At 55.7% G+C, this 22,082-nt stretch carries 20 protein-coding genes; 14 read left to right on the plus strand and 6 right to left on the minus strand.

Going from position 1 to position 22,082, the window contains the following annotated elements; translation table 11 throughout:
• Positions 1–298: 298 nt before the first annotated feature.
• From DWZ22_RS06255 to DWZ22_RS06265, 3 genes are all read right to left on the minus strand, one after another.
• Positions 299–1,309, minus strand: coding sequence for an IS256 family transposase (locus DWZ22_RS06255; protein WP_233546464.1), 1,011 nt, complete (start codon positions 1,307–1,309; stop codon positions 299–301).
• Positions 1,310–1,405: 96 nt separating this feature from the next.
• The gene (locus DWZ22_RS06260) at positions 1,406–2,524 is read right to left on the minus strand and encodes a transglutaminase domain-containing protein (RefSeq protein ID WP_118405702.1); all 1,119 of its coding nucleotides are present in this window, start codon (positions 2,522–2,524) and stop codon (positions 1,406–1,408) included.
• Positions 2,525–2,717: 193 nt separating this feature from the next.
• The gene (locus DWZ22_RS06265) at positions 2,718–3,389 is read right to left on the minus strand and encodes a hypothetical protein (protein ID WP_118098460.1); all 672 of its coding nucleotides are present in this window, start codon (positions 3,387–3,389) and stop codon (positions 2,718–2,720) included.
• Between the two features lie 386 nt (positions 3,390–3,775).
• On the opposite strand from DWZ22_RS06265, the gene DWZ22_RS06270 reads away from it, so the two are divergent.
• Positions 3,776–4,708 (plus strand): Abi family protein, encoded by a 933-nt coding sequence (locus tag DWZ22_RS06270; protein WP_118405703.1) that lies wholly within the window; start codon positions 3,776–3,778, stop codon positions 4,706–4,708.
• A 103-nt stretch (positions 4,709–4,811) separates the two neighbouring features.
• Here the strand turns inward: DWZ22_RS06270 and DWZ22_RS06275 are convergent, their stop codons facing one another.
• Positions 4,812–5,483 (minus strand): hypothetical protein, encoded by a 672-nt coding sequence (locus DWZ22_RS06275; RefSeq protein WP_118405704.1) that lies wholly within the window; start codon positions 5,481–5,483, stop codon positions 4,812–4,814.
• Between the two features lie 292 nt (positions 5,484–5,775).
• Here DWZ22_RS06275 and DWZ22_RS10140 point away from each other — a divergent pair, with 292 nt between their 5' ends.
• A complete protein-coding gene (locus DWZ22_RS10140) occupies positions 5,776–6,714 on the plus strand; it encodes a hypothetical protein (RefSeq protein WP_147352273.1) in 939 nt (312 codons plus the stop codon).
• On the opposite strand, the gene DWZ22_RS06285 is transcribed toward DWZ22_RS10140, so the two are convergent.
• Complete coding sequence (locus DWZ22_RS06285) at positions 6,711–7,412, minus strand: hypothetical protein (protein WP_147352274.1); 702 nt, start codon at positions 7,410–7,412, stop codon at positions 6,711–6,713. The two genes, DWZ22_RS10140 and DWZ22_RS06285, sit on opposite strands and share 4 nt — an antisense overlap.
• Before the next feature lie 187 nt (positions 7,413–7,599).
• Between DWZ22_RS06285 and DWZ22_RS06290 the strand changes: the two genes are divergently transcribed.
• The 11 genes from DWZ22_RS06290 to DWZ22_RS06340 all read left to right on the plus strand — a co-directional run bounded on the left by DWZ22_RS06290 (position 7,600) and on the right by DWZ22_RS06340 (position 19,723).
• Positions 7,600–8,592, plus strand: coding sequence for an Abi family protein (locus DWZ22_RS06290; RefSeq protein WP_118405707.1), 993 nt, complete (start codon positions 7,600–7,602; stop codon positions 8,590–8,592).
• An 880-nt stretch (positions 8,593–9,472) separates the two neighbouring features.
• A complete protein-coding gene (locus DWZ22_RS06295) occupies positions 9,473–10,954 on the plus strand; it encodes an AAA family ATPase (RefSeq protein WP_158573307.1) in 1,482 nt (493 codons plus the stop codon).
• A complete protein-coding gene (locus DWZ22_RS06300) occupies positions 10,954–11,700 on the plus strand; it encodes a hypothetical protein (RefSeq protein ID WP_118405709.1) in 747 nt (248 codons plus the stop codon). The genes DWZ22_RS06295 and DWZ22_RS06300 overlap by 1 nt, the downstream gene beginning before the upstream one ends.
• Positions 11,701–11,805: 105 nt before the next feature.
• A complete protein-coding gene (locus tag DWZ22_RS06305; protein ID WP_118405710.1) occupies positions 11,806–12,177 on the plus strand; it encodes a hypothetical protein in 372 nt (123 codons plus the stop codon).
• Positions 12,178–12,437: 260 nt separating this feature from the next.
• Positions 12,438–13,142: a hypothetical protein gene (locus tag DWZ22_RS06310; protein WP_118345396.1), complete on the plus strand. Its 705-nt coding sequence runs from the start codon at positions 12,438–12,440 to the stop codon at positions 13,140–13,142.
• 221 nt (positions 13,143–13,363) lie between these two features.
• On the plus strand, positions 13,364–13,717 hold the full coding sequence (locus DWZ22_RS06315) for a hypothetical protein (protein ID WP_118405711.1): 354 nt from the start codon (positions 13,364–13,366) through the stop codon (positions 13,715–13,717).
• Positions 13,718–13,757: 40 nt separating this feature from the next.
• Positions 13,758–14,057, plus strand: a complete 300-nt coding sequence (locus DWZ22_RS06320) for a helix-turn-helix transcriptional regulator (RefSeq protein WP_118405712.1) — start codon at positions 13,758–13,760, stop codon at positions 14,055–14,057.
• A 372-nt stretch (positions 14,058–14,429) separates the two neighbouring features.
• Positions 14,430–15,401, plus strand: coding sequence for a LacI family DNA-binding transcriptional regulator (locus DWZ22_RS06325; protein ID WP_233546468.1), 972 nt, complete (start codon positions 14,430–14,432; stop codon positions 15,399–15,401).
• A gap of 184 nt (positions 15,402–15,585) precedes the next feature.
• A complete protein-coding gene (locus DWZ22_RS06330) occupies positions 15,586–16,986 on the plus strand; it encodes a PTS transporter subunit EIIC (protein WP_117762896.1) in 1,401 nt (466 codons plus the stop codon).
• A gap of 107 nt (positions 16,987–17,093) precedes the next feature.
• On the plus strand, positions 17,094–18,635 hold the full coding sequence (locus tag DWZ22_RS06335; RefSeq protein WP_118405714.1) for a glycoside hydrolase family 32 protein: 1,542 nt from the start codon (positions 17,094–17,096) through the stop codon (positions 18,633–18,635).
• A 95-nt stretch (positions 18,636–18,730) separates the two neighbouring features.
• Complete coding sequence (locus DWZ22_RS06340; protein ID WP_158573308.1) at positions 18,731–19,723, plus strand: PLP-dependent transferase; 993 nt, start codon at positions 18,731–18,733, stop codon at positions 19,721–19,723.
• Between the two features lie 100 nt (positions 19,724–19,823).
• Here the strand turns inward: DWZ22_RS06340 and DWZ22_RS06345 are convergent, their stop codons facing one another.
• A complete protein-coding gene (locus DWZ22_RS06345; RefSeq protein WP_118405716.1) occupies positions 19,824–20,168 on the minus strand; it encodes a winged helix-turn-helix domain-containing protein in 345 nt (114 codons plus the stop codon).
• Between the two features lie 193 nt (positions 20,169–20,361).
• Here DWZ22_RS06345 and DWZ22_RS06350 point away from each other — a divergent pair, with 193 nt between their 5' ends.
• Entirely contained in the window at positions 20,362–21,873 is a 1,512-nt protein-coding gene (locus tag DWZ22_RS06350; protein WP_117758167.1) for an IMP dehydrogenase, read from the plus strand.
• The last annotated feature ends 209 nt before the right edge of the window (positions 21,874–22,082 follow it).

Here is a 22,082-nt window from a genome sequence, read left to right on the forward strand (position 1 = left end):
CTCGGCCGACTATATTTGGCTAAAATAATCCGACGCTAACATCGCCGAACGCGACCTCTCGGTGTATCATCTTCGCGCGATGGCGGGGCCGCGGACAGTGCACCGACGGGACGCAGGATGTGAGCGCGTTTCTGCCCCATGCTTCTATCAGGTCACGCAGGCTCCGCCTCGTGCGCGCAGGCAGCCGGGACAGGTCAGGAGAAAGACAGCCTGAACGTCAGATCGTTGTGGGGTCACCGGATGCCTAAGCGCATGCTATGTCCGGAATGACAGGCGTGTAACCCCGGGCAGGTTCGAATTATCGGTGCACGTTGTTGGTGCGCAACCGCTTCCAGTGGGTCGGAGGGAAGTCGAGGTAGGCCAGGGCGTCGGGCTCGGCCTCCTCAAGCACCGCCGCGGCCCTCGGGCAGCACCCCTCCAGCATGTCGCACGCCGCGTGGTACATGGCCGCCACCGTGGCGGCGTCGCGGGCGCGGAACACCTGCGACACGATCCTGCCCACGCGGCGCCTGAGCTGCCAGGAGCCGGCCTCGCGCATGCAGTCGCGCATGAGGTGGACGGCGCAGCGCCGCCACGCGGCGCCCTGGAAGACCTCGCCGAGGGCGCGGACGAGGCCCGGGTGGGCGTCCGAGACGACGAGCTCCGCCCCGGAGACGCCGCGGCCGCGGACCGTCCGCAGGAAGGCGAGCCACGAGTCGTACGACTCGGTATCCACCACGTCGACGCCCAGGACGCGCCTCCAGCCGCCCGCGTCGCAGCCGATGGCGGTGACAACGGCGGTGGACGCCACGCGGCCCCCGCGGCGGCACTTGACGTAGGTGGCGTCGAGCCAGACGTAGGGCACCGGCGAGCCGCCGAGCGGCCTTCCGCACAGGTCCTCGATGTCTGCGTTCAGGCTAGACGCGATGGCGCTCACCTGGTCCTTGGAGAGCCTGGAGACGCCCATCTTCTCGGCCACCCTCTGCACCTTGCGGGTGCTCGTGCCCGTGGCGTACATCTCGGCCACGGCGGCGACGAGGGCGCGGTCGACGCGCTGGTAGCGCTCGAGCACGTCCTCAGGGAAGAAGCTGCCGGAGCGCAGCTTGGGGATGCGCAGCGTCAGCGTGCCGACGCAGGTGGCGAGCGACCTCTCGCGGTAGCCGTTCCGGCTGTTCGCCCCGCCGCCGCACAGCTGGTCGGCCTCCGCGTCCATCACGGCGTTCACGACCTGCTCGGCGAGGCGCCTGAGCAGCTCCTGCATGTCGATGGCGCCGTCGTCGAACCGGGGCATGGCGAGCATGTCCGGCGTCGGGTCTGATAAGATTTCCATAGCGGCCTTCGTCCTTTCCTAGAACCTGTTGTTGTGGTGATTTCAGATTCTAGGACGAAGGCCGTTCTTCGTTAAACGGGCGCTAGGGCGCCGCCCTTACACCAACATTTTCGACGCGATCTCTCCGTACCAGTTGTCGCTGGTGTCGTCCCAGGTTAGGTCCATCTGGCACCATTTGCCGTCGATCTTTACGGCGTTCCAGGTGTGGCCGTTGCCGGTGATGCGGCCGTTGGCGATGCCCGCTGCGTCAAGGAGCTTGGAGTAGATGCGCTGGTAGCTCTCGCAGGTGCCCTGGTGGCGCGTGAGGCCGCTTTCGGCCGAGCACCAGTCGAGGCTGTGGTCGTACCCCGGCTGGTCGAGCGTCCAGTCGTGGAGCCACAGCGCCATGTCGTATTCCGAGCCGTTTGTCTGTTGCCTGCACTGGGCCACGGCGTCGTTGACGATCTGCGTGACACTTGGGCGGGCGGCGTCGTTTACGGTCACCTCCGCCGTGGTGCGCAGGTAGTAGATCCCCTTGTCGTTTTGGGGGTCGTATCTGTCGTTGTCCATAAAGTAGAAGTAGATGCGGTACGTGCCCGATGCCGTGAAGTCGAAGGTAAAGTCGTGGCCTGCGGTGCCCAGGCTGTAGTAGCTGGCCCATGCCGGGCGCGACGGGTCGCAGACGCTTTCCTGACTGCCGCCGTCCCAGTAGGTGGGCACGTCCATGCGCGCCTTGGCCTGGGACGAGCCGTTGGTTTGGGTTACGTGGAAGGTCGTCGCGGTGCCCGCGGGGGCATCGTTCCACGAGACGGTGAAGGTGACGCCGTTTTGGGTTGCGGTGGCGGAGTGGGCGTAGCCGGTTTGTGACGTGGTGGAGATTGCCTCGGGTGTGCCGTTGGCTTGGGCGCGGAGGGATGGTTGGGGGGTAGGGGCTGCCGGGGTGGCTGTGTCTGTTGCGGCGGCGGTGCCGTCATTGGTGCCGTCGGCGCTTTCCGTGTTGACGGCGCTGGTACCGGTGGACGTTGCGGTGCCGTTCTCTACGGTATCTGCTGCCGCATTTGTGCTGCTGTCGTCTTCAGCTTTGGCTGTGTCGCTGTTCGTGGCGTCGGCTTGTGCCTGCTGCTCGGCGGCTGCTTGAGGCTGGATGGCTTCCGCGATGGCTGCCATGGGCATCGTCGCGCCGATCATGGACGTGCACGCGATCGCGCAGAGCAGGTAGTAAAGGGGTCGTTTCATAGCGGAGCCTCTCGGTGAGCAGCCAATAGGGTCCGAAGGCAGCTCCAGGCCAGCACTCCGCACATATTTTGTTGAGTTTATTTTACGGGAACCCCAGTCTACATCAGCGAACTTTTTGGGGGATGTTGGGGAGGGGAGGGGCGGTGGCTTTCTGTTTCCCCATCTGGCGGCTATGCGGCATGCGTTGGGTTGTCTATGCGTGCTGCGGAAGCTTCAGTGCGAGTCTGTGTTGTTCCTCCGTGAGGCTCGACACGGGCGTCTTCCAAGAAAAGCCTGTGAGTTGGCTACCCAGATCCAGCTCTGCGTGGCCATATTCTTCGATTTTGCATCCAGGGTGCTTGGTATCGGGCCTCAGGCGGCACTCGACCGGGTTCGACCCGATGATTCGATATTCCTGCTGGTAAGCGTACTTGGGTGTTTTGATAAGTAGGTTGCAGATCGTGCCTTGGAAAATTTCCTCGATCCGCTTTGGTCCGGGGATGCCATAGGAGATGGCGCCGTGGGCGTATACCTCCTCGCCGCCGGTGGTGTGGCTGTCTATAAGGCGCGCGAAGCTGTCGTACCGCAGGATGCCGATCCATCCGTCTGCACATCCGAACTCCCGGATCATGCGCTTCGGGATTTGGACAGAACCGTCGACGATGTCGTTCTCGCGGACCGTGTACATGCAGTAGATGGGCAGACGGTAATTGCCGTAGATGCATGCCGGGAGGACCATGGACGCCTCGAGCGGATCGCCCTGTTCGCCAGGCAGGCCATGATAGTAGCCGGCTGCATTCATATAGAGATGTCCGTTCAGCAGGTCGTCGATGTACACCTCCTTGGATGCGAACTTTAGTAGGTAGGCGATGTTGTTGTTGGACATGGTGTTTCCTTTCTTGGGTAGTGATGCTCTGGGTCGCTTTGTGTGTCCGGGTTGCTTGCTACCAAGGTAAGGGTGTCAGGCGGGGCCCTCGTGCGGGAATGGTGCGCGCCTGGCGCTTGCTGGGGTTGTGATCGCCCTCGGCGCCGGGGTTGCATGTCTGTGGAGCGTTCCGGGGGCTGTTTCCGGGCAGGGGAGTGTCGGCTGCTGTCAGCTAATAACGACCTTTCAGCGCTGACATATGTCGGTCCCGCTCAGATTGGCGATATCAGATTGACGAACCCCGAGTTCTCCCTTAAAGTAATCGTTGTGATGAGGCCTTGCGACGGTACGTCCGGCTTGGTCCGTGGGAACCGCCGAAAGGCGGTTTTCGCGTTTAAGGGGCCCAAATGGATAAACCATTTAAATCTATTGATGAGCAGATTGCTATTCTTGAAAGCCGTGGACTCGAATGCGATAACAATACTCGTTTAGTTTTGGAACGCGAGGGATACTATCCGGTTATTAACGGCTACAAGGATTTGTTTCTCGACCAGTGTGGAGATTCTTGCCACGAGCTATTCGTAAAAGGTACGAAGTTTTCTGATATATATCGTTTATTCGAATTTGACCGTTCATTGCGTCTGCTCATGTTTGAGTACTTTAACAAGGCGGAAGCAGTGCTTAAAACCGTCTGTTCTTATCGTTTCGCGATGGCCCATAAAGATAGCCCGGAAGCATATCTGGATAGAAGATCCTACCGTGCCGATGCTAGTTATCGAAAAAAGATCGACACGCTTATTGGTGATTTCGAGAAGGTGCTATGTAGGTCTCAAAAATGGAAAAGCGATTATAAAAGGGACTACATTCGGCATTATGAGAATAATCATGACAATACGCCGGTATGGATTCTTATGAATTATTTGATGCTTGGTCAGACGTTCAAGTTTTACGAGTTTCAACCAGAAAGCATGAGAAATTCCATTGCCAAGTCGTTTTCCGATCTCTATTCCGAGACGCATGAAGTCGATAAGCGCATCAGCCCCCGAAGGCTAAGGCTCGCATACGATCACATCAAAGATTTTCGAAACATCTGCGCGCATGACGAGCGTCTGTTCTGCGCGAAGGTGTCTCCGTCTCGCGATGTCAATCTAGTAGGGGTTTTAAGCGATCTTGAGCTAGTGCTGACTGAGGATGACTATAAGATGTTACGCCGAAACATACTGCTTGATGCACTTAAGTTGAGTGACGAGCTCAGCAACGATGCCAGCGCAAAGGTGCTTTTCGCTATGGGCGTTAACGATTTGCCGAGCGTGTTTCCTAAGGAAATATTGGGGTCGTAATCGACGCGAGTGATGAATTTACCCTACAAGTTGGATGCGCATGAGATCGCGCAGAGCGGGCGGGACGTTGCCCATTGGTGGCGTCCCGCCCGCGCTTCGTTGGCTATACGCGATGCGGGAGCTCCAGCATGAGGCCGTCTTGCGACTCTTCGAGGCTCGGCACCGAAGCCTTCCAGGAAAAGTCTGCGAGGCTGCTGCTTAGGTCAAGCTCTGCATGGGCGTAGTTTTCAATTCTGCGGTCGGTGTGATCCTCGTCTGGTAAAAGGGGACATTCGACCGGTCGCGACCCGATGATTCGATACTCCTTCTGATATGCGTACTTGGGCGTTTTGATAACGAGATTGTGCGGGATGCCCTCAAAGATCTCGCGGATCAGTTTTGGCCCGGGGACGCCGTAGGAGATGGGGCCGTGAGCGTAGATGCTTCCGTCGTCGGCTATGTGTCTGTCGGCGAGGCGCGCGAAGCTGTCGTACTGCACAATACCGATCCGCCCGTCCGCGCACCCGAACTCCTGGATCATGCGCATCGGGATTTTCACGGTGTTGTCGACGATATCGTTCTCGCGGACCGTGTACATGCAGTAGATGGGCTGGCAGGCATTTCTGTAGAGGCACACCCCGGGAGCTATGGAAGCCTCGAGCGGATCGCCCTGCTCACCAGGCAGACCATGGTAGTAGCCGGCCGCGTTCATGTAGAGGTGACCATTCAGCAGGTCGACGATGTATGCCTCCTTGGGGGCGAACTTTAGCAGGTAGACGATGTCGTTGTTGGGCATGGTGTTTCATTTCTTGGGCAGTGATGTCCCGGGCCGCTTTGTGCGTTCGGGGTGCTTGCTACCAAGGTAATGGCGCTAGGCTGGACCCTCGTGCCGGGAGTGGTGTGTGGCGTTTGCCCGGGCTGTGTTATTTCGAGTTAACTGGGTGGTCAAGAAGTTAAGACCCGCGTCGACTCCATTTGTCATGTCCACAAAACCGTTGGCGTTTGGTGTTAGCATCCCTAGTGTTCGCCTTGCTAGGGACATTGTTAATTGCCGCAGGTATGGCTATTGCTCTATTGGGGGGATTCCCTTGGCAGATCTAGTCCATGTTTTGCCGTTCAAATCGGTGAGTGTCGAAGCTCAGAAAGCGCTCTCAAAGATTGAGTATCTCGAGGGGGATTCTGTAACCATAGTGAAAGAGTATGACGACGTTGTGCGGTCATTTTGGGAGGTTAACCAACTGTATGAACAGTTTCGATGGAACTATGGTGAACTGAGGCGCTTGGTTCCATGCGATCAGTTTGACTTCTTACCTGACGGCTTTGCCAATGGGGGTTTTGGCGAGAGGACTGTCGTTAACGCTGCCTTTGGAAATTATGTTTCCGCAGCCCGTGGTCTTGTCGATAGAATGCAGGCAGTTATGCGGAAGTATGACCGAGGTTCAAATAAAGAACTATATAAAGACTATTGGAAACTACCTTCTTCTTGGTATGACCAAGGTGGCCTCTATGTTTTTATGTATGAGATTCGAAATCCAGTTCAGCATGGTCAAACCGTTGTTTCGCTTGTCAGGGAAAATGATGCGACTAGGGTCAGATTTGATCTTGATCAAATTGTTGATATGCGCGAATACAATACCTCGCCAAAACTTCGCGCTTTTCTAAACAAGACAATTTCGAAAATCAAAGATCATGATTCATCCGATTGTCCGTATCTTTGTTTTCGATATACAAACATGAGGTACAATGAACTTGTTATTGAATTATTCTGTCATTTCCTGAAATGTGCTGAGCCTAGAATGCGCGCCGCTCGTAAGGATATGCAAAGTTTGCTATTACAACACAGCAAAGCAGTCGGCAAGCTGGGCGGCTCTTCCTTTGTTGCATGTGTTGATGGCGATATGACCCATGTTTATGATGAAGTTGATGTTGATCCAGTTAAGCAATTAAAAGATATACACCGAAAGGCACAGAAGCATCTAAAGGATGCTCGAAATGCAATTGCGGTTGAGCGAAGGTTAATTCGCTAGAGAAGATCACGCTCATGTTTCGAAGTTTTTCTTAGTCGACCGAGATGTCGATCGAGTTCGTATAATGCATCAATGTAGACTTGAGCTGAGTTGCGGATATCGCACATGTCTAGGCAACATTTTTCAAAATGTAGCTTGCCTATTTCTGCTTGAGTGCTGCGACAAGTCATTAGCGCGATTTCGTTGTCCTTGACATTGTCGGTTTTTTCGAATCCTCTTGGTGTGATGCGATAGATTACTGCGCCCGGATATGAGTCGAGAAAGCTTTTCCTTCGCACATCAATACAAATTCGCCCCGCTGGACCAAAGCCGTATTCTTCATGCCTCGTCGAATTTAAGGGGTGTGCAATTACGATTGAGCGAACCGCCTCAAGATAATTACGCGCCTCTGTGAGTTCATTCTGTCTTGAGAACTCGAATTTGGTTTTAATTTCTTCTTTCAAACAAGTGCAATTAATCTGCCAGTATGCATCTTTAATCCAGGTGGCGAGTGCTACCAGAAATACGGTGTCCTTAATGTTGGGAGAAAACCCGTCTTTGATGGCATCATTAAAGTCCTGAATGCTGTAGTTAGCCTTAAGAATAAGATCAGACATTAATTCATAGTGATCTAGGTCTTTCCAAGGCCACTTCTTCCAAATGCCGCCTTTGCCTTCGCCAAGATCGTCCGTGGTTTTTAGAGGTTCGATTGATTGCACGTTGTTCCCGTCTACTTGAGTTCTGCTCGGGCTCCTCATTGTTGTACGTTGTCAATTATCATAATGACACGACGGCAAAGCGAGGGGTTGGGTCACATTTTCGTTTTGCTGTAATTTTGTTGTGAGTGCCCACGTCTGTCTCCTTTTGCTTCATCGATTTAGCGCGTTACTATTAAGGTCCGAGCCTATGTATGAGATTGGAGATCTGATGACCGACGCCAATAGAAAGCCGTGGCTTACGGCGTCCGAGCAGATTGATCATCTCAAATCGAGAGGTGTCCATTCCTCGCTGATGAGCGAAGACGATGCCAGAGCTTATCTGGAGAAGAACAGCAACTATTTTCGTCTGCGCGCGTATCGACTTGGGTTTCCTAAAGTCGAAGAAGGAACCCGCAAAGGAGAGTATGCAAATCTAGATTTCAAGATGCTGGTCGATTTGTCGATTGTAGACATGCTTCTTCGTTATGAAATGTTGCCGCTTACGCTTGATGTGGAGCATTTTGCAAAGGTTAAACTCTTGAAGTGTATCGAGACGGAGGGGGAGGACGGCTATGCGGTCGTTTCGGATTTCATTTCCTCCTATGATGGCACGAAACCTGATGGAACGCCGTGCAATTCGCTCGAGGACGAGATTCTTAGATGCAAGAACAGCCCCTACACTGGTGGGTTGATTGCCAGGTACGCTGATTTCGAATTCCCCGCATGGGCTTTTATCGAAGTCATCTCCTTCGGCTCGTTTCTCTACTTCTATAAGTTTTGCGCCCAAAGGTTCAATGACCGCGAGATGCGTAACGAGTTTTATATTCTTCAAGCGGTAAAGTCATTGAGAAATGCCTGCGCTCATAATAGCTGCATTCTAAATAACCTACGTGCCGATAAGCCTCTTCATAAGCCAAGCTACGTTGTAACGCGGGAACTGTCGACCATACCCGGCCTTGGTCTCGACCAGCGAAAATCAAAGATGAGCAATGATCGTATTCAGCAGATTGTTACTACGCTCTATGCGCACAGGAAACTTGCTTCACAAGGCGTTTCGGAACATCGTGCAAAGAGCTTAGCGGTATTCGTTAAAAGAATGAATAGGCATGTCGATTACTATCGGGGCAATCTTCAGGTGTCTACTGGATTTGACTTCCTCACGAAGGTGATTAGTGCGTGGTTTCCAGTGGACGCTGATTAACGATGAATCTGTGACGAGCTTTGTCGCAACGCCTTAGATGCCTAAATTGATCTAAACTAAACTCACAACAAAAAACGGAAGCCTTTCATTGGCCGAAGTTTTGCAAGGGGGTTCCTTCCTAAGGGAGGGCATCCCCTATTTTTTATGATGCTGTTATTGGTGGTTCCACCTATGGCCGGCCTGTCGACAAGCAATTGTCTCTGACTAAAACAAGGTCAATTACGGTGGAAGCCTTCGGGCGACACCTGAAGAGCGTTGATGCGTCGGCCCTCTTTTTTTGTTTGTATGTAAGATTCGGCCTGTCTAAACTTACATCTCAATTGAGAAAAGACGAAATTGCGTGTGGTTTTCTGCTCACACGTAACTTTACTGACGCGTTGTTGCTCAGCCCTAATTCGCGACGGTTCCCCGGTAAAGGAGGAACTGGGATTTGCTTTTCCCTAAAGTCCCAACTCTGAAGAGGCCTTGCGACGGTACGTCCGGCTTGGTACGTTGGAACCGCCGAAAGGCGTTTTTTGCGTTTAAGGGACTGTTTTTGGTAAAGACTTCGTTGCGCTTTCCTGCTTAGAGCGCTCGGTTTTTTATCGTAGCTTTCGAAAGTATGCGGCAAATTCCGGAACCCCCGAGCACACCACCTTTATCGCACAAAGAAACCGCAGGTAAACGCGTTGTCGCCACTTGGCGTGGTCGACCTGTCTTGATTTTGCCGCATACTTCTGGTTTTAGCCATCTTTGCGGTCGATCGACCGTCAAAACAATTCGTTAAGCAAGACTTTCGAGGATAATCATTTCTAGATTTCGGAATAATTTATAACTAATTCGCAAAAATATATCGATATCTAGTATGATTATCAGCAACTTCCACGCTAGGAGACTGCTGATGGTTCGTATTGTTCAGATCGCGTTGCATGATTTTAAGAATATTGGCTTTGGCGAGATTGCCTTTACGAAATCGAAGCCCGGCTCTGCCTTTGTGCCCGGGGCGGACGTTATAGGCATTTATGGTCAAAATGGCTCCGGTAAGACTTCTGTAATTGAAGCGATTGATCTGGTCAAAACCCTGATGACGGGTGCCGCATATGACAGGCAGAAAGTCCTCGACTACTTTTATCCTGGCAAAGACTCTTTTTCAATAGACATTGAGTTTAACATTGATACCACGGATGAATCATTTCTTACGTTCTACACCGTCACTTTTTCGCGTAGAGCAGCCTCGGTCTGGATTTCGCACGAAAAAATGGCTGTAAAACAATTTAATGTCGATAAAGACAAATGGGGGTCTAAGAGGACTCTCATAGAGCTTGTTCAAGAGGCACCCGAGTCTGCCACGGCGGTTCTGCCCAGAAATCGCTGGTCCCATCTTTTGAACGCGAATCAGCAGCTCAAGATGTCAATGCTTGTCTCGTTGGGTGTTCTTCAGCGGGGCAACATGTCTCCCATGCTTTCCATACAGACTGTCAAATATATGATTTCGCTTTATGCCTGCGATTTCAATCTATATTTGCAGGAGGAACCTCCGGAGCAATTGCAGATTAATGAGGCTGTGTACAAGCTGCAATCGGCTTCTTTCAAGAGTGCTCATCAAGAGATTCTCACTCCGCTTTATTGTCTACTCGCCGAGCTTGGGTTTTATTTCCGTTACCGAGTCAATGTGTTTACGACGTTGGCAAATGCAACTTGCAGCTTAAACGTGCTATCGATGGATATTATCGATAATCGCGTGTTTGGGCAGAAGGGCCATCTTTCTGTCAATCTTTTTAAGCCCGCTGTTATAAAGGATGATGATTTCCCAGCCGTTTCGTCTGCGATTAAGCGTGTGAGCGAATTGATCGGTACGCTTGTACCGGGCCTTTCCATCAAGGTTAAAGTTGTCGGCTCTCAGCTTCTTGATAAGGGCGATTCACCTGCTAAGCAAGTCGAGTTTCTTTCTTGCCGCAATGGGGTCGAGATTCCACTGCGCTGTGAATCTGAGGGCGTAAGAAAACTCATTTCTTTCTCGCTGTGCCTTATGGAAGTCCATTCGTACTCCGACGCATTCCTTGCAATTGATGAGCTCGACTCGGGCGTATTCGAATTCCTCTTGGGGCAGCTTCTTTCCGTGCTTGAGTCGTTTGGCAAGGGCCAGCTCTTGTTTACTGCCCACAACCTACGTGTTCTTGAATTGCTGCCGGCATCGGAGATTCTTCTCACCACTGCAGATCCTGATAATAGGTTTGTTCGCTTTAAGGGCGTTAAGCCCACCAATAACATGCGTGATCAGTACTTGCGCGCGATTAGCCTTGGCGATAGCGGACAGCGTTTGTACGATTCTACGGACAGGTACTCGATCGATGCCGCGCTCTGCTTGGATGGAGACGAGTAATGGGTGCTACCAAGTTCGTTCTCTTTATCGTTGAAGGTGAAACTGATGAGCTCGCATTGGGCCGTGCTCTTACAAGTTTGTTTGCAAGCGGGGAACATCCTGGTCCTCGTTTTGGGATTGTGCGCGGCGACATCACATCGGTACATGCTCTCGGTGCGGGAAATCCCGCTTCGACTATTAAGAAGCGGCTGGTTGATGCTGTAAAGGAATTTCTCGCTAAGGACAAGCTACGTGTCACCGATTTAGACGCCATTGTGCTGCTGTCCGATACCGATGGTGCATTTATCGATGATTCGCTGGTTGTCTTTGATGAAGATGAGCCTCGTTGTTCCTATTTTGAAGATAGAATCGAAACGTCGAACGTCGCCTCGCTGCGTCAGAGAAATCAATGTAAATCTTCGTGTCTTAAGACGTTATCTAGGACGCATGAGCTGACCTGTAATAAAAGGAAGATTCCTTTCAAAGCTGCATATATGTCACGCAACCTTGAGCATGCTTTGTCCGATTGTTCGGGTAGGGTAACGCAGCAGAAAAAGTATGATCTGGCGCGCAAGTTTTCTAAAAAATACGGTACGGACGTTATTGGTTTCTTGGAGCTCCTTACGTTCCTTGCTCCCGTTGGCTCATATCAGGATAGCTGGGTTTATGTCGCGCGGGACAATAACTCTCTTTTGAGGGGTTCCAACATGAAGCAGACGCTCGAGGCTTTGCCCTCTAGTCCAATCAAAGCTGTCTCCTCCCTCTAAAGATGTTCTTAAAACAGCCTTAAGGATTTTGGACATATGCGTTGGCAGCGTACAATACGCGTGTTTGACTTTGGCAAAAGTAAGAATTTTGGGGAGGGGAACGCCATGGAGGTGCTGGTTGTTGGCAACACCGCATATGTTGACAATGACTTTTGCGCCAAGGCATTCCCCGGGGACCACGTTAAGGTTGTAGCCGCCAAGGATGCGCACCGCGATGAGTCGTCGCCTCATGCCTCGTGGAAAGAGCTGCTTCAGCACTTGGAGCAGGCCTACGAGTTCGACCGCGTGGTCTACCTGTCTAATTACCTTACCCCGCATACCGATACCGTGGGCGATATCGAGCTGCTGAGTTCGGTCTTTCGTACGTGCGCGGGTCGCCGGGTCCAACTGCTGTATGTAGCGGGGCCCGCGGGTGCCGAGGGTGCCGCCGATGCCGCGGGGCGAACGGGCAAGGGCGCCTCTATTGGCTTTCCGTAGGGATTGGGGCGGTCATGTCAGTCGTTTTGTCCAGTCATCATCGTCATCAGATTCTGTTTGCTGCTGTGGCCTGCCTATGCGTTTTGCTGGGCGGGTCTTCTTAGGCCGCGGGTGCGGATAGCCTCACCATCGCGGGCCAGACCTATGACGAGCCGGGTGTCTCGGGCCCCGGCTGGGCCTGGATTGATGCTGACCATCTGCAGCTTAATGGCTACGCGGGCGAGGCCATTGGCGCGGAAGGCGATCTGGCGGTAACGCTGGTGGGCCAAAACGTTCTGGACGAGGCGCAGGCCGAGGATGCGGACATGTGCACGAGCGGTCTTGAGGTGTGGGGCAACCTTACGCTTTGCGGCACGGGCTCGTTGCGCGCGACGGGTTCGCAGTGCGGCGTCTTTACACTGGGCGCGCTGGTAATCGACGGATGTTCGGTCGAAGCTTGGGCAGACGGCAAGGGCATGAACGATGCCTCGGTAGCCGGCGTGCGCGGGGCTACCGTTACCGTGCGGGGTGGCGCGCATGTCGTTGCTGCTAGCAGTGGATCGGGCGATGACTGCCGCTTCTTTGGCGTGTACGCCTCCGATGGCCAGTTTGCCGTGGACGCTTCTTGGGTGGGTGCGACCGGCGCCAGCGGGGGTGTTGCCTGCGAGAGCGGCTCACTTACGTCCGCGCAGTTTATGGCGCCGGCGGGCGGGGCCTTTGGTGCCGCCTGCGTGATGGACGCCAGCGGGGCCGTAGCGCAGCATGTGGTAATTGAACCCACAAGCGCCCAGCCGCCTGCGGGGGAGACTCAGCCTGGTACCGATGAACCCACTGGCGGTAATCCCGCGGGCGACACGAAGCCTGGCAGCGAAGAAAAGCCTGGCGATGAGACCAAGTCCGGCGACGGTGACTGGGCGGTTGCGTGCCTTGCCTTCGTCTATCTTGGTATGTTGTTGGTCACCATAAAAGTTTGGGCACTTCGCTGAGGGCCTTATTTGCCAATGTAGTTTCTGCCGCTTCTTTCCTACATTTCTCTGAGTCAATAATGCAGATTGCTTGAACTCGGCTTGGGGCTTGCCATGTATTTGAATTTGGCTAAACTTAACCTATAAGTTAACCACATTTGGTTTTATCTGAGGCGGAGGGGGTGGCCTTTGGTTAGTGACTATGAACTTGTCGAATATGCTGATCCCGAGGGACGACCTTTTTGGAACTAACTACCTCCCCTGAGAACTCTCAATTTCAGAAGATGATGTCTGATCCTAAAACGAAGTTTACCGCCCGTAAAATGATCAATCAGATTTCAAAAGTCTATGACTACGGGCTAAAGGATGTCAGTGGAACGTCAAAGCTTCGATGTATCGATCCTAAGATTGGACTATACGAACTCAAGGGTTTTGATGGGGTTAATCGAGAAATGGTCTACGCGATTTGCCAAGGCGTGGACAAGATTGTTTTGCTTTTTTGGTTTAAGGGCCATCAAGGCTCGGTAAATATTTCCAAAGAAATTAAACGCGCAAAACAGTTGGCCCCGATAGCAAAGCAGCTTTTGGAGTCATAGCGTCGGCTTTTTTTGCCCGCTTACGAAACGGAGACTTGTAATGGTTAAGGTCGATTTATCAGACTTTTACGCGGAAACGGAAACGAGCGAAACCCGTGCCTATGAGCACGCACTAGATATTGAGTTTATTGTTCATCGCGAGATGCAGCGCTCGGGCTTGAGTAAAAGTGAGCTGGCAAAGCGTATGGGCGTGAGTCTTCAGTCGCTTTCGAAATTGTTGAATTCTCAGCCCAACATGACGCTGAAAACAATCGCAAAGTTTGAGCTTGCGTTGGGTATCAAAATCATTCCTCAGGTCATTTCCAGTTATTCGAATGAGGCGCCGTTATCTTCTCTCTAATGCGATTTCCATGGCGTATGGTCACGCTAAGAGCTATCTGATGGTCGTTACTGGACTTTCGCCCATGGGGGCTTTGACGCTGCCGGCAATTCTTCCTTCGGAATTGGCAGCGGACAGCGATGCGTCTTTCCAAAGTGAGTAAGTTGTTCTCGAGTTGGATTTTGCATGCCACCTCTTGCAAATGTAACGGGGCGTCGAATCGGTAGTTTGACTGATTCGGAACTTATATTTCGACGTTTCTAGTTGAAGCCCTGCGATGCCCGTGCTGCGACAGCTAAATTGACCGTGACGTCCCGTCTTGCGACACGCATGTAGCTCCGCACGGGTATTATGGTGAAAGCGATTTCAACGACAGGGGTACTCGTGGTAAAGATGAAAGATGTGGCCGAGTTGGCGGGCGTTTCGAGCGCCGCCGTCTCGCGCTACCTCAACGGTGGCTACATATCGACGGACAAGGCCGAGCGCATTAAGCAGGCGATTGAGCTGACCGGATACGTGCGGTCCAGCCAGGCTCGCGCGCTGCGCACCGGTTCCACCAAGCTCATCGGCGTCATCGTACCTAAGATTAACTCGGAATCCGTGAGCCGCATTACCGCCGGCATTGGCCAGGTGCTCGGTCGCCGTGGCTACCAGATGCTGCTTGCCAATACCGACAACGCGGCCGATCGCGAGCTCGAATACCTCGATTTATTCCAAAACCACCCGGTTGATGGCATTGTGCTGGTGGCAACCATGGTTACCGACGAGCATCGCCGGGCGATTGAGTCGTGCCGCGTGCCCATCGTGCTGATCGGTCAGAATGTTGAGGGCGCGGCGTGCGTCTATCACGACGATTACGAGGCCGCCTTTGAGCTGGGTCATGCGCTTGCGGGTCGCGTGGATGGCAAGATTGCCTACATTGGAGTTACCGAGGAGGACCGCGCTGCTGGCTATGACCGCCGTCGCGGTTTTGAGGCTGGCTTGCGCGCCGCGGGCGTGGCGCTTGATCCGAGCCTGATTCGCCAGGGGTCTTTTACGCTCGACTCGGGCTATGGTGCGGCGCGTGAACTGCTTTCCGCCGCTCCCGATGTTTCGTTTATCGCCTGCGCGACCGACACCATGGCGGCGGGTGCGCTGCGTGCCATCGATGAGGTTCGCGGCGTGGGCGAGGGCATGCACCGCGTAAGCGGTTTTGGTGACAACGCGTTTTTGCGCGCGCTGACGGGCGGCATTCCCACCGTGCACTATGGCTACCTGACCAGTGGCGTCGAGGCGACCAATATGTTGCTCAACACGCTCGATGGCGTGGAGGGGGAGAGCGGTCTCAAGACGCTCAAGCTCGGCCATCAGCTTATGAATGTCTAGGTTTTGGGCACGTCTGTCTGCCTCTGAGTCGCCTGTTTTTGCCTTAAAACTACCTTTCGCCGGCTTTTTCCTACCGTTCACCCTATTATGAAAACGATTACAGAATTATGAAACTGAAAACGATTACAGTATAAGTGTCAAAGATGGCCGGGTGCGAATGCACCCGTTGGAGGAAAGGGAAGTCATGGACTACCGCAAATCAGCCCAAGAGGTGCTCGACAACGTCGGTGGCGCCGACAACGTTGTTTCGGCCGCGCACTGCGCTACGCGTCTTCGCCTGGTGATCGCCGATAACGCCAAGGTTAACAAGGGGGCCATCGAGAACGTCGACGGCGCCAAGGGCGTCTTTGAGGCTCAGGGCCAGCTTCAGATTATTTTTGGCACCGGCACTGTCAACAAGGTCTACGAGGAGTTCATCGCGCTTAGTGGCGTCGAGGCTGCCACCAAGGCCGAGGTCAAGGAGGCCGCGGCGCAGCAGCAGAACATCTTTATGCGCGCCATTAAGGTACTCGGCGACGTCTTTGTCCCCATCATCCCCGCCATCGTGGCTTCGGGCCTGCTGCTGGGAATCATGAGCGCCCTCAACTTTATGGCCTCCAACGGCTTTATCGCGCTCGACACCAATAACTTTATCTACAAGATCGCCGACCTGGTCTCGGGAACGTCCTTCGGCATTCTGCAGATTCTGATCGGCTACTCCGCCGCCAAGGCCTTTGGCGCCAACCCGTACCTGGGTGCCGTCGTCGGCGGTGCGTTCATCAACTCCTCGCTGCAGAGCGCCTACACGGTTGCCTCCGAGGGCGTGCAGACCATGGTCACCGTCATCCCCGGCGTGTACAGCTTTGAGTGGGTCGGCTATCAGGGCCATGTGATTCCCATCGTTATCGCCTGCGCCATTCTCGCCTTCCTCGAGAAGCGTCTCCACAAGGTTGTCCCCGAGATGTTCGACCTCTTTGTGACCCCGCTTGTCTCGGTGTTCGTGACCGTGCTCGTGACGCTCGTTGCCGTCGGCCCCATCTTTGTTTGGGCCGAGAACGCCATCCTCGGTCTGATCCAGACCCTGCTGACCCTGCCCTTCGGCATTGGTTCCTTTATCGTCGGCCTGTTCTATGCCCCCACGGTCGTTACCGGTATCCACCAGATGTACACCGCCATCGACCTGGGCCAGCTCGCCCAGTACGGCGTGACCTACTGGCTGCCCATCGCTAGCGCTGCCAATATCGCCCAGGGTGGCGCCGCGCTTGCCGTTGCCTTTAAGACCCGCGATGCCAAGATCAAGGGCCTGGCGCTTCCTTCGGCTCTGTCCGCCTTTATGGGCATTACCGAGCCTGCCATCTTTGGTGTGAACCTGCGCTTCTTTAAGCCCTTCATCGCCGGCTGCATCGGCGGCGGCTGCGGGGCCCTGGTTTGCGCGCTCACCTCGCTGGCTGCCTCCGGCACGGGCGTTACCGGTATCTTCGGTATCCTGCTGTGCCTGGCCCAGCCCGTGCAGTACGCGATCATGTTTGCGGTCGCCGCGCTGGTTTCCTTTGGCGTCTCGTTTGTCCTGTACAAGGACGAGCCCAAGGCTTCCGAGCAGGCCTAAGGGCTTTTGATTGAGGGGGTGCCCGCGGGTTGTATGCTCGCGGGCGTTTCCCGTATTTGGTGCCGATATCTGGTGCCTTGTAACTTTCGATCCGTTAGGACTTTGATATGTCTAATGCACTTGGTCGCGACCTTGCAAAGCTGGTTGCCGCTGTTGACGCTGCCGCCTCTGAGTGCGGTCATGGCGCGTATGGCCAGCACTTCCATATTATGCCGCCGGCGGGTTGGCTCAATGACCCCAACGGTCTTTGCCAAGCGGGCGGCGTGTTCCACGCTTATTTTCAATATGCGCCGTTTGATGTCGAGGGTGGCGTTAAGGTCTGGGGTCATGCGACGAGCCGCGACCTTATGACGTGGGACTACGTTGGCGCCCCGCTGCTGCCCGACGAGCCGTTCGATTGCCATGGCGTGTATTCGGGCTCCGCGCTTGCTGAGGACGGCCGCATTCGCGTGCTGTACACGGGCAACGTTAAGCTTTCCGATGCAGACGGCACGTACGACTACGTCAATACCGGTCGACGAGCCGATACTGTTTATGTCGAGAGCATTGATGGTCTTGCCGGTCGGGAGTTCAGCCAAAAGCGTGTGGTGCTGGCGTCCGAGGATTATCCCGAGGATTTGACCTGCCATGTGCGCGATCCCAAGGTGTGGCGTGACGTGGACGGTCGTTACCACATGGTGATGGGCGCGCGTCGTCGCGTGGACGGGCCGCATGTCGAGAGCCGTTTTTGCGCCATGCACGGCGAAGGTGCCGGGCGCGATGTGGGTGAGATCCTGGTGTATGGCTCGGCCGATATGCTGAGTTGGGAGCTCGAGAGCCGCGTGTCTACGCCCGAGCGTTTTGGCTTTATGTGGGAGTGCCCGGGATACCTTGAGCTTGAGGCGGATGGCGGCGCACCGACGAAGTGGCTGTCTTTCTCGCCTCAGGGCCTTGAGGGCGGTCGTTGGGATCGCGGCAATGTGTATGCCGCTGGCTACATGCCTGTAACGGGCGACATTACCGGTGGTGACGGTGCCTATGAGCTGGGCGAGTTCCGCCTGTGGGATGCCGGTTTTGACTTCTATGCTCCGCAGGAGTTTACGGCGGAGGACGGTCGCCACATTCTGATCGGCTGGATGGGCATGCCCGATGAGCCGACCTATGACAACGCGCCTACCGTGGCGTGCGGCTGGCAGCACTGCATGACGGTGCCGCGCGAGCTTACGGCCGGTGACGGCGGCGTGGTGCTGCAGCAGCCGGCGTGCGAGATTGAGCACCATTATGCCTCGGTGCGTGTGGGGGCGGGCTCGTTGGAGGTTGCCGGTGATACCTGCTTTGACGTTGTTGTCGACGGTGTCGACGGCGCGTTTACCGCGACCGTTGATGGCGAGCTGAAACTGGCGTTTGTGCCCGCCGAGGGCGAACTGCCCTCGTGCTTTGAGATGCGATTTACCGATGAGGGTCGCGCTTCTGCCGGCTGCGGTCGTACTGTGCGCTGGGAGCCCGTCGACGAGGTTCGTAACGTGCGCATTGTTGGTGATGCCTCATCGGTCGAGGTGTTTGTGAACGATGGCGCGCTCGTGTTTTCGACGCGCATCTATCCCGAGACCTATGGCGTGACCGTTGACGCTCCGGGTGCGAGCGTGACCTATCACGCGCTCAATATCTAGGCGATTCGTCGCTTATCGGCGCTATACTGCAGCCGTTGCCCACGATGCGGGAAACATCCGCATCGTGGGTTTTTGTTTTGAAGGGACGGTACCGTATGGGCGTACAGCAGCTAGAAGAGGCCTGGGCTTTGAGGGCCGGCGCGCGTGAGGCGCGGTTGCTTGCGGCCCCGCATGTGCCGGCAGCGCTGTCGCAGCTGGGGATTGTGCGTCCCGGTGACCGCCTGGTGGCCTTTGCAGATGACTTTGCCGATGCGTTTACGCGCGGCTTTGATGGCTGCGACGTTGTGCTCGTGGGAGATCCTTGCGCCGAGGTGTTTGCTGCCGCGTCCGAGGGCTTTGCCGGTTCGTTTGACGTTGAGGGCCCGCACCTGTGGTGGTTCGTCAACTCCATCGGCGGGTTTGGTCTTCGCGTGCCCGATCTCCGCGCTCTGGGTCGCGCGGCTCGCGAGGCACGTGCGCTGCTCGTGGTGGATAACACCGTGGCTTCCATCTTTGGCTGCGATCCCCTGCGGCTGGGTGCCGTGCTGTCGCTCGAGGCGCTCGACCGCGTGTGTGCTGGTAAGGCGCCGCGCAAGCTCGTTGCCGCTTCGGTGGCGCGCTCGCAGCTCAAGCGCCATCGTGTGGATGCTGCTGCCGAGTGCGCGCATGCCCTGCTTGAGGGCTGTGGCTTGGCCAAGCTTGATATGCCTGCTGACGAGGCCGATGTGCTGGAGCGTGGGCTTTCCTCGCTCGACGCTCGCATTCAGGCTCACTTCGATCGCGCCCGTGCGCTGGCCGAGTACTTGGCCGCAAACGAGATGGTGCGCAACTTGCGCTATCCCGGGCTGACCTCGCATCCCGACCATGCGGTTGCAACGGGAATCCTCGAACACGGCTTTGGTCCGGCAGTCGAGTTTGACCTTATCGACCGTACGGCTGGCGAGCTATTCGATGCCTTGCCGGGGGAGTTTCGCACATCGCCTGCCGGCGGCGCCGCGACGCGCCTTTCTGCTCCACGCGGCAAGCAGGGGAGTACCATCTGCCTTTTCGCCGGCATCGACGATCCTCTGGCAGTAGCGGCCACCCTAGACCACGCCCTCCGCAAGTAGCTAATTTGGGACGGGGCTTTTTTAGCTACCCAATGTCTATTTTTGGCTATGAGTCAAGAATGCTCTGGATGGGTAGCTAAAAAGCCCCGTCCCAAATTAGCTACGCTTTGATGCTGGCGATGAGGTCGTTGGCCTTGGTGGCGATCGCTTGGTTGATTTCTGCTTGCAGGCCCTCGTAGACCGCTACGGCTCGCTCGCCGGCGGGGGTGAGCGTGGATCCGCGGGCGCCGTCGCGCTCGATGAGCTTGCAACCCAGCTGTCCTTCGGCCTCATTTATGATGCGCCAGGCCTTGGAATACGCTATGCCCATGCTTTTGGCGGCGCGGTTGAGCGAGTGCTCGCGGGCGATACCCTGCAGCAGCAAGACGCAGCCGTGGCCGAACGCGCCCGGCAGATCGTTGTCGCACGATTGAATGACCAGTCGCGCCGTCGTCTTGTACTCCATGTGCCCCACGTCTTCCCGCTAAAGTGTTTGCTGGGCAAACGCAATGCCTGCGTCAAGCCCTCGTGTGCTCTTCTTAATTCATGCTTTGTAGCAGTCAAAGTGCGTTAAGATACTTCCCCAGTATTGGGCGCCCAAGGTTGGGCTGGGTCCTACGAGGCCTGCAGCCGACCGGTCGCATGGAAAAAGGAGAAACATGGCTACGTTCTTTCCCGGTGAGTCCCACACGTTTTCGGAGTATCTGCTGGTCCCTGGTTACTCGTCCTCGCAGTGCATCCCCAACAACGTCTCTCTTAAGACGCCGCTGACCCGTTTTAAGCGCGGTGAGAAGCCGGCAATCACCCTGAACATCCCCATGGTTTCCGCCATCATGCAGTCCGTCTCGGGCGTCGACATGGGTGTCGCGCTCGCTACCGAGGGTGGCCTGTCCTTCATTTACGGTTCCCAGACCCCCGAGTCCGAGGCCGCCATGGTCAAGGCCGTCAAGGATCACAAGGCCGGCTTTGTCCAGTCCGATTCCACGCTGACTCCCGACATGACTATGGAGCAGGTTATCGCCCTCAAGGAAAAGACCGGTCACTCCACTATGCCGGTTACCGACGATGGCACCCCCAAGGGCAAGCTCGTGGGTATCGTCACCAGCCGTGACTATCGCCCCAGCCGCGATGATCACCAAAAGAAGGTCTCCGAGTTCATGACCCCGCGTGAGCAGCTCATCGTGGGCGACAAGAACATCAGCCTCAAGGTTGCCAACGACGTCATCTGGGACAACAAGCTCAACGCTCTGCCCATCGTCGACGACAACGATCACCTCATGGGCATCGTCTTTCGCAAGGACTACGACAGCCACAAGACCAACCCCAACGAGCTGCTCGACGGCGATAAGCGCTACATGGTCGGCGCCGGTATCAACACCCGCGACTATGCCGAGCGCGTGCCGCTGCTTATCGAGGCCGGTGCCGATGTCCTGTGCATCGACTCCTCCGAGGGCTTCAGCGAGTGGCAGAAGCGTACCATCGAGTGGATTCGTGCCAACTACGGCGAGGACGTCAAGGTCGGTGCCGGCAACGTCGTCGACGCCGAAGGCTTCCGCTTCTTGGCCGACTGCGGTGCCGACTTCATCAAGGTCGGTATCGGCGGCGGCTCCATTTGCATCACCCGCGAGACCAAGGGTATCGGTCGTGGCCAGGCCACCGCGCTGATCGACGTCTGCCGCGCCCGTGACGAGTACTACGAGGAGACCGGCGTCTACGTGCCCGTGTGCTCCGATGGTGGCATCGTCTACGACTACCACATGACGCTCGCCCTTGCCATGGGTGCCGACTTTATGATGCTGGGCCGCTACTTCGCCCGCTTTGACGAGAGCCCGACCGAGCGCGTCAACGTCAACGGCCAGTACATGAAGGAGTACTGGGGCGAGGGCTCTGCGCGTGCCCGCAACTGGCAGCGCTACGACCTGGGCGGCGCCGCGAAGCTTAGCTTCGTCGAGGGCGTCGACTCCTACGTTCCCTACGCCGGCTCCCTCAAGGACGGCGTGGGCGGCACGCTCTACAAGGTCAAGTCCACGATGTGCAACTGCGGTGCCCTCTCGATCCCCGAGCTCCAGGAAAAGGCGCGCCTGACGCTGGTAAGCTCGACCTCGATCGTCGAAGGCGGAGCCCACGACGTTGTTGTCAAGGATTCCCAGCAGAGCGTCACGTACCGCTAGGCGGCTTTCCCAGGCACCGCATCTTGGGCCTCAAACCGTCGCTCGCGTACCAAAGTACGCGTCGCTCCTCTTTCGGCCCAATCTGCGGCACCTGGAAAACCCGTTCATACTAGGACGGGTAACAAATAACGGTTGACTCGCAACCACGTTATTTAGATAAAGCGAGATGCCTGCAAGTCGCAGACATCTCGCTTGTTGTATTTGCTATC

The sequence above is a fragment of the Collinsella sp. AF31-11 genome (assembly GCF_003475605.1).
Classification (GTDB): Bacteria; Actinomycetota; Coriobacteriia; order Coriobacteriales; family Coriobacteriaceae; genus Collinsella.

Bases quoted from the DNA above. Each gene is read 5' to 3' on its own strand.
- DWZ22_RS06275 (WP_118405704.1), bottom strand. From the start codon at position 5,483: ATGCCCAACAACGACATCGTCTACCTGCTAAAGTTCGCCCCCAAGGAG.
- DWZ22_RS06295 (WP_158573307.1), top strand. From the start codon at position 9,473: ATGGTTCGTATTGTTCAGATCGCGTTGCATGATTTTAAGAATATTGGC.
- DWZ22_RS06345 (WP_118405716.1), bottom strand. From the start codon at position 20,168: ATGGAGTACAAGACGACGGCGCGACTGGTCATTCAATCGTGCGACAAC.
- DWZ22_RS06340 (WP_158573308.1), top strand. From the start codon at position 18,731: ATGGGCGTACAGCAGCTAGAAGAGGCCTGGGCTTTGAGGGCCGGCGCG.
- DWZ22_RS06350 (WP_117758167.1), top strand. From the start codon at position 20,362: ATGGCTACGTTCTTTCCCGGTGAGTCCCACACGTTTTCGGAGTATCTG.
- DWZ22_RS06270 (WP_118405703.1), top strand. From the start codon at position 3,776: ATGGATAAACCATTTAAATCTATTGATGAGCAGATTGCTATTCTTGAA.
- DWZ22_RS06290 (WP_118405707.1), top strand. From the start codon at position 7,600: ATGTATGAGATTGGAGATCTGATGACCGACGCCAATAGAAAGCCGTGG.
- DWZ22_RS06260 (WP_118405702.1), bottom strand. From the start codon at position 2,524: ATGAAACGACCCCTTTACTACCTGCTCTGCGCGATCGCGTGCACGTCC.
- DWZ22_RS06255 (WP_233546464.1), bottom strand. From the start codon at position 1,309: ATGGAAATCTTATCAGACCCGACGCCGGACATGCTCGCCATGCCCCGG.
- DWZ22_RS06330 (WP_117762896.1), top strand. From the start codon at position 15,586: ATGGACTACCGCAAATCAGCCCAAGAGGTGCTCGACAACGTCGGTGGC.
- DWZ22_RS06325 (WP_233546468.1), top strand. From the start codon at position 14,430: ATGAAAGATGTGGCCGAGTTGGCGGGCGTTTCGAGCGCCGCCGTCTCG.
- DWZ22_RS06320 (WP_118405712.1), top strand. From the start codon at position 13,758: ATGGTTAAGGTCGATTTATCAGACTTTTACGCGGAAACGGAAACGAGC.
- DWZ22_RS06305 (WP_118405710.1), top strand. From the start codon at position 11,806: ATGGAGGTGCTGGTTGTTGGCAACACCGCATATGTTGACAATGACTTT.
- DWZ22_RS06265 (WP_118098460.1), bottom strand. From the start codon at position 3,389: ATGTCCAACAACAACATCGCCTACCTACTAAAGTTCGCATCCAAGGAG.
- DWZ22_RS06335 (WP_118405714.1), top strand. From the start codon at position 17,094: ATGTCTAATGCACTTGGTCGCGACCTTGCAAAGCTGGTTGCCGCTGTT.
- DWZ22_RS06300 (WP_118405709.1), top strand. From the start codon at position 10,954: ATGGGTGCTACCAAGTTCGTTCTCTTTATCGTTGAAGGTGAAACTGAT.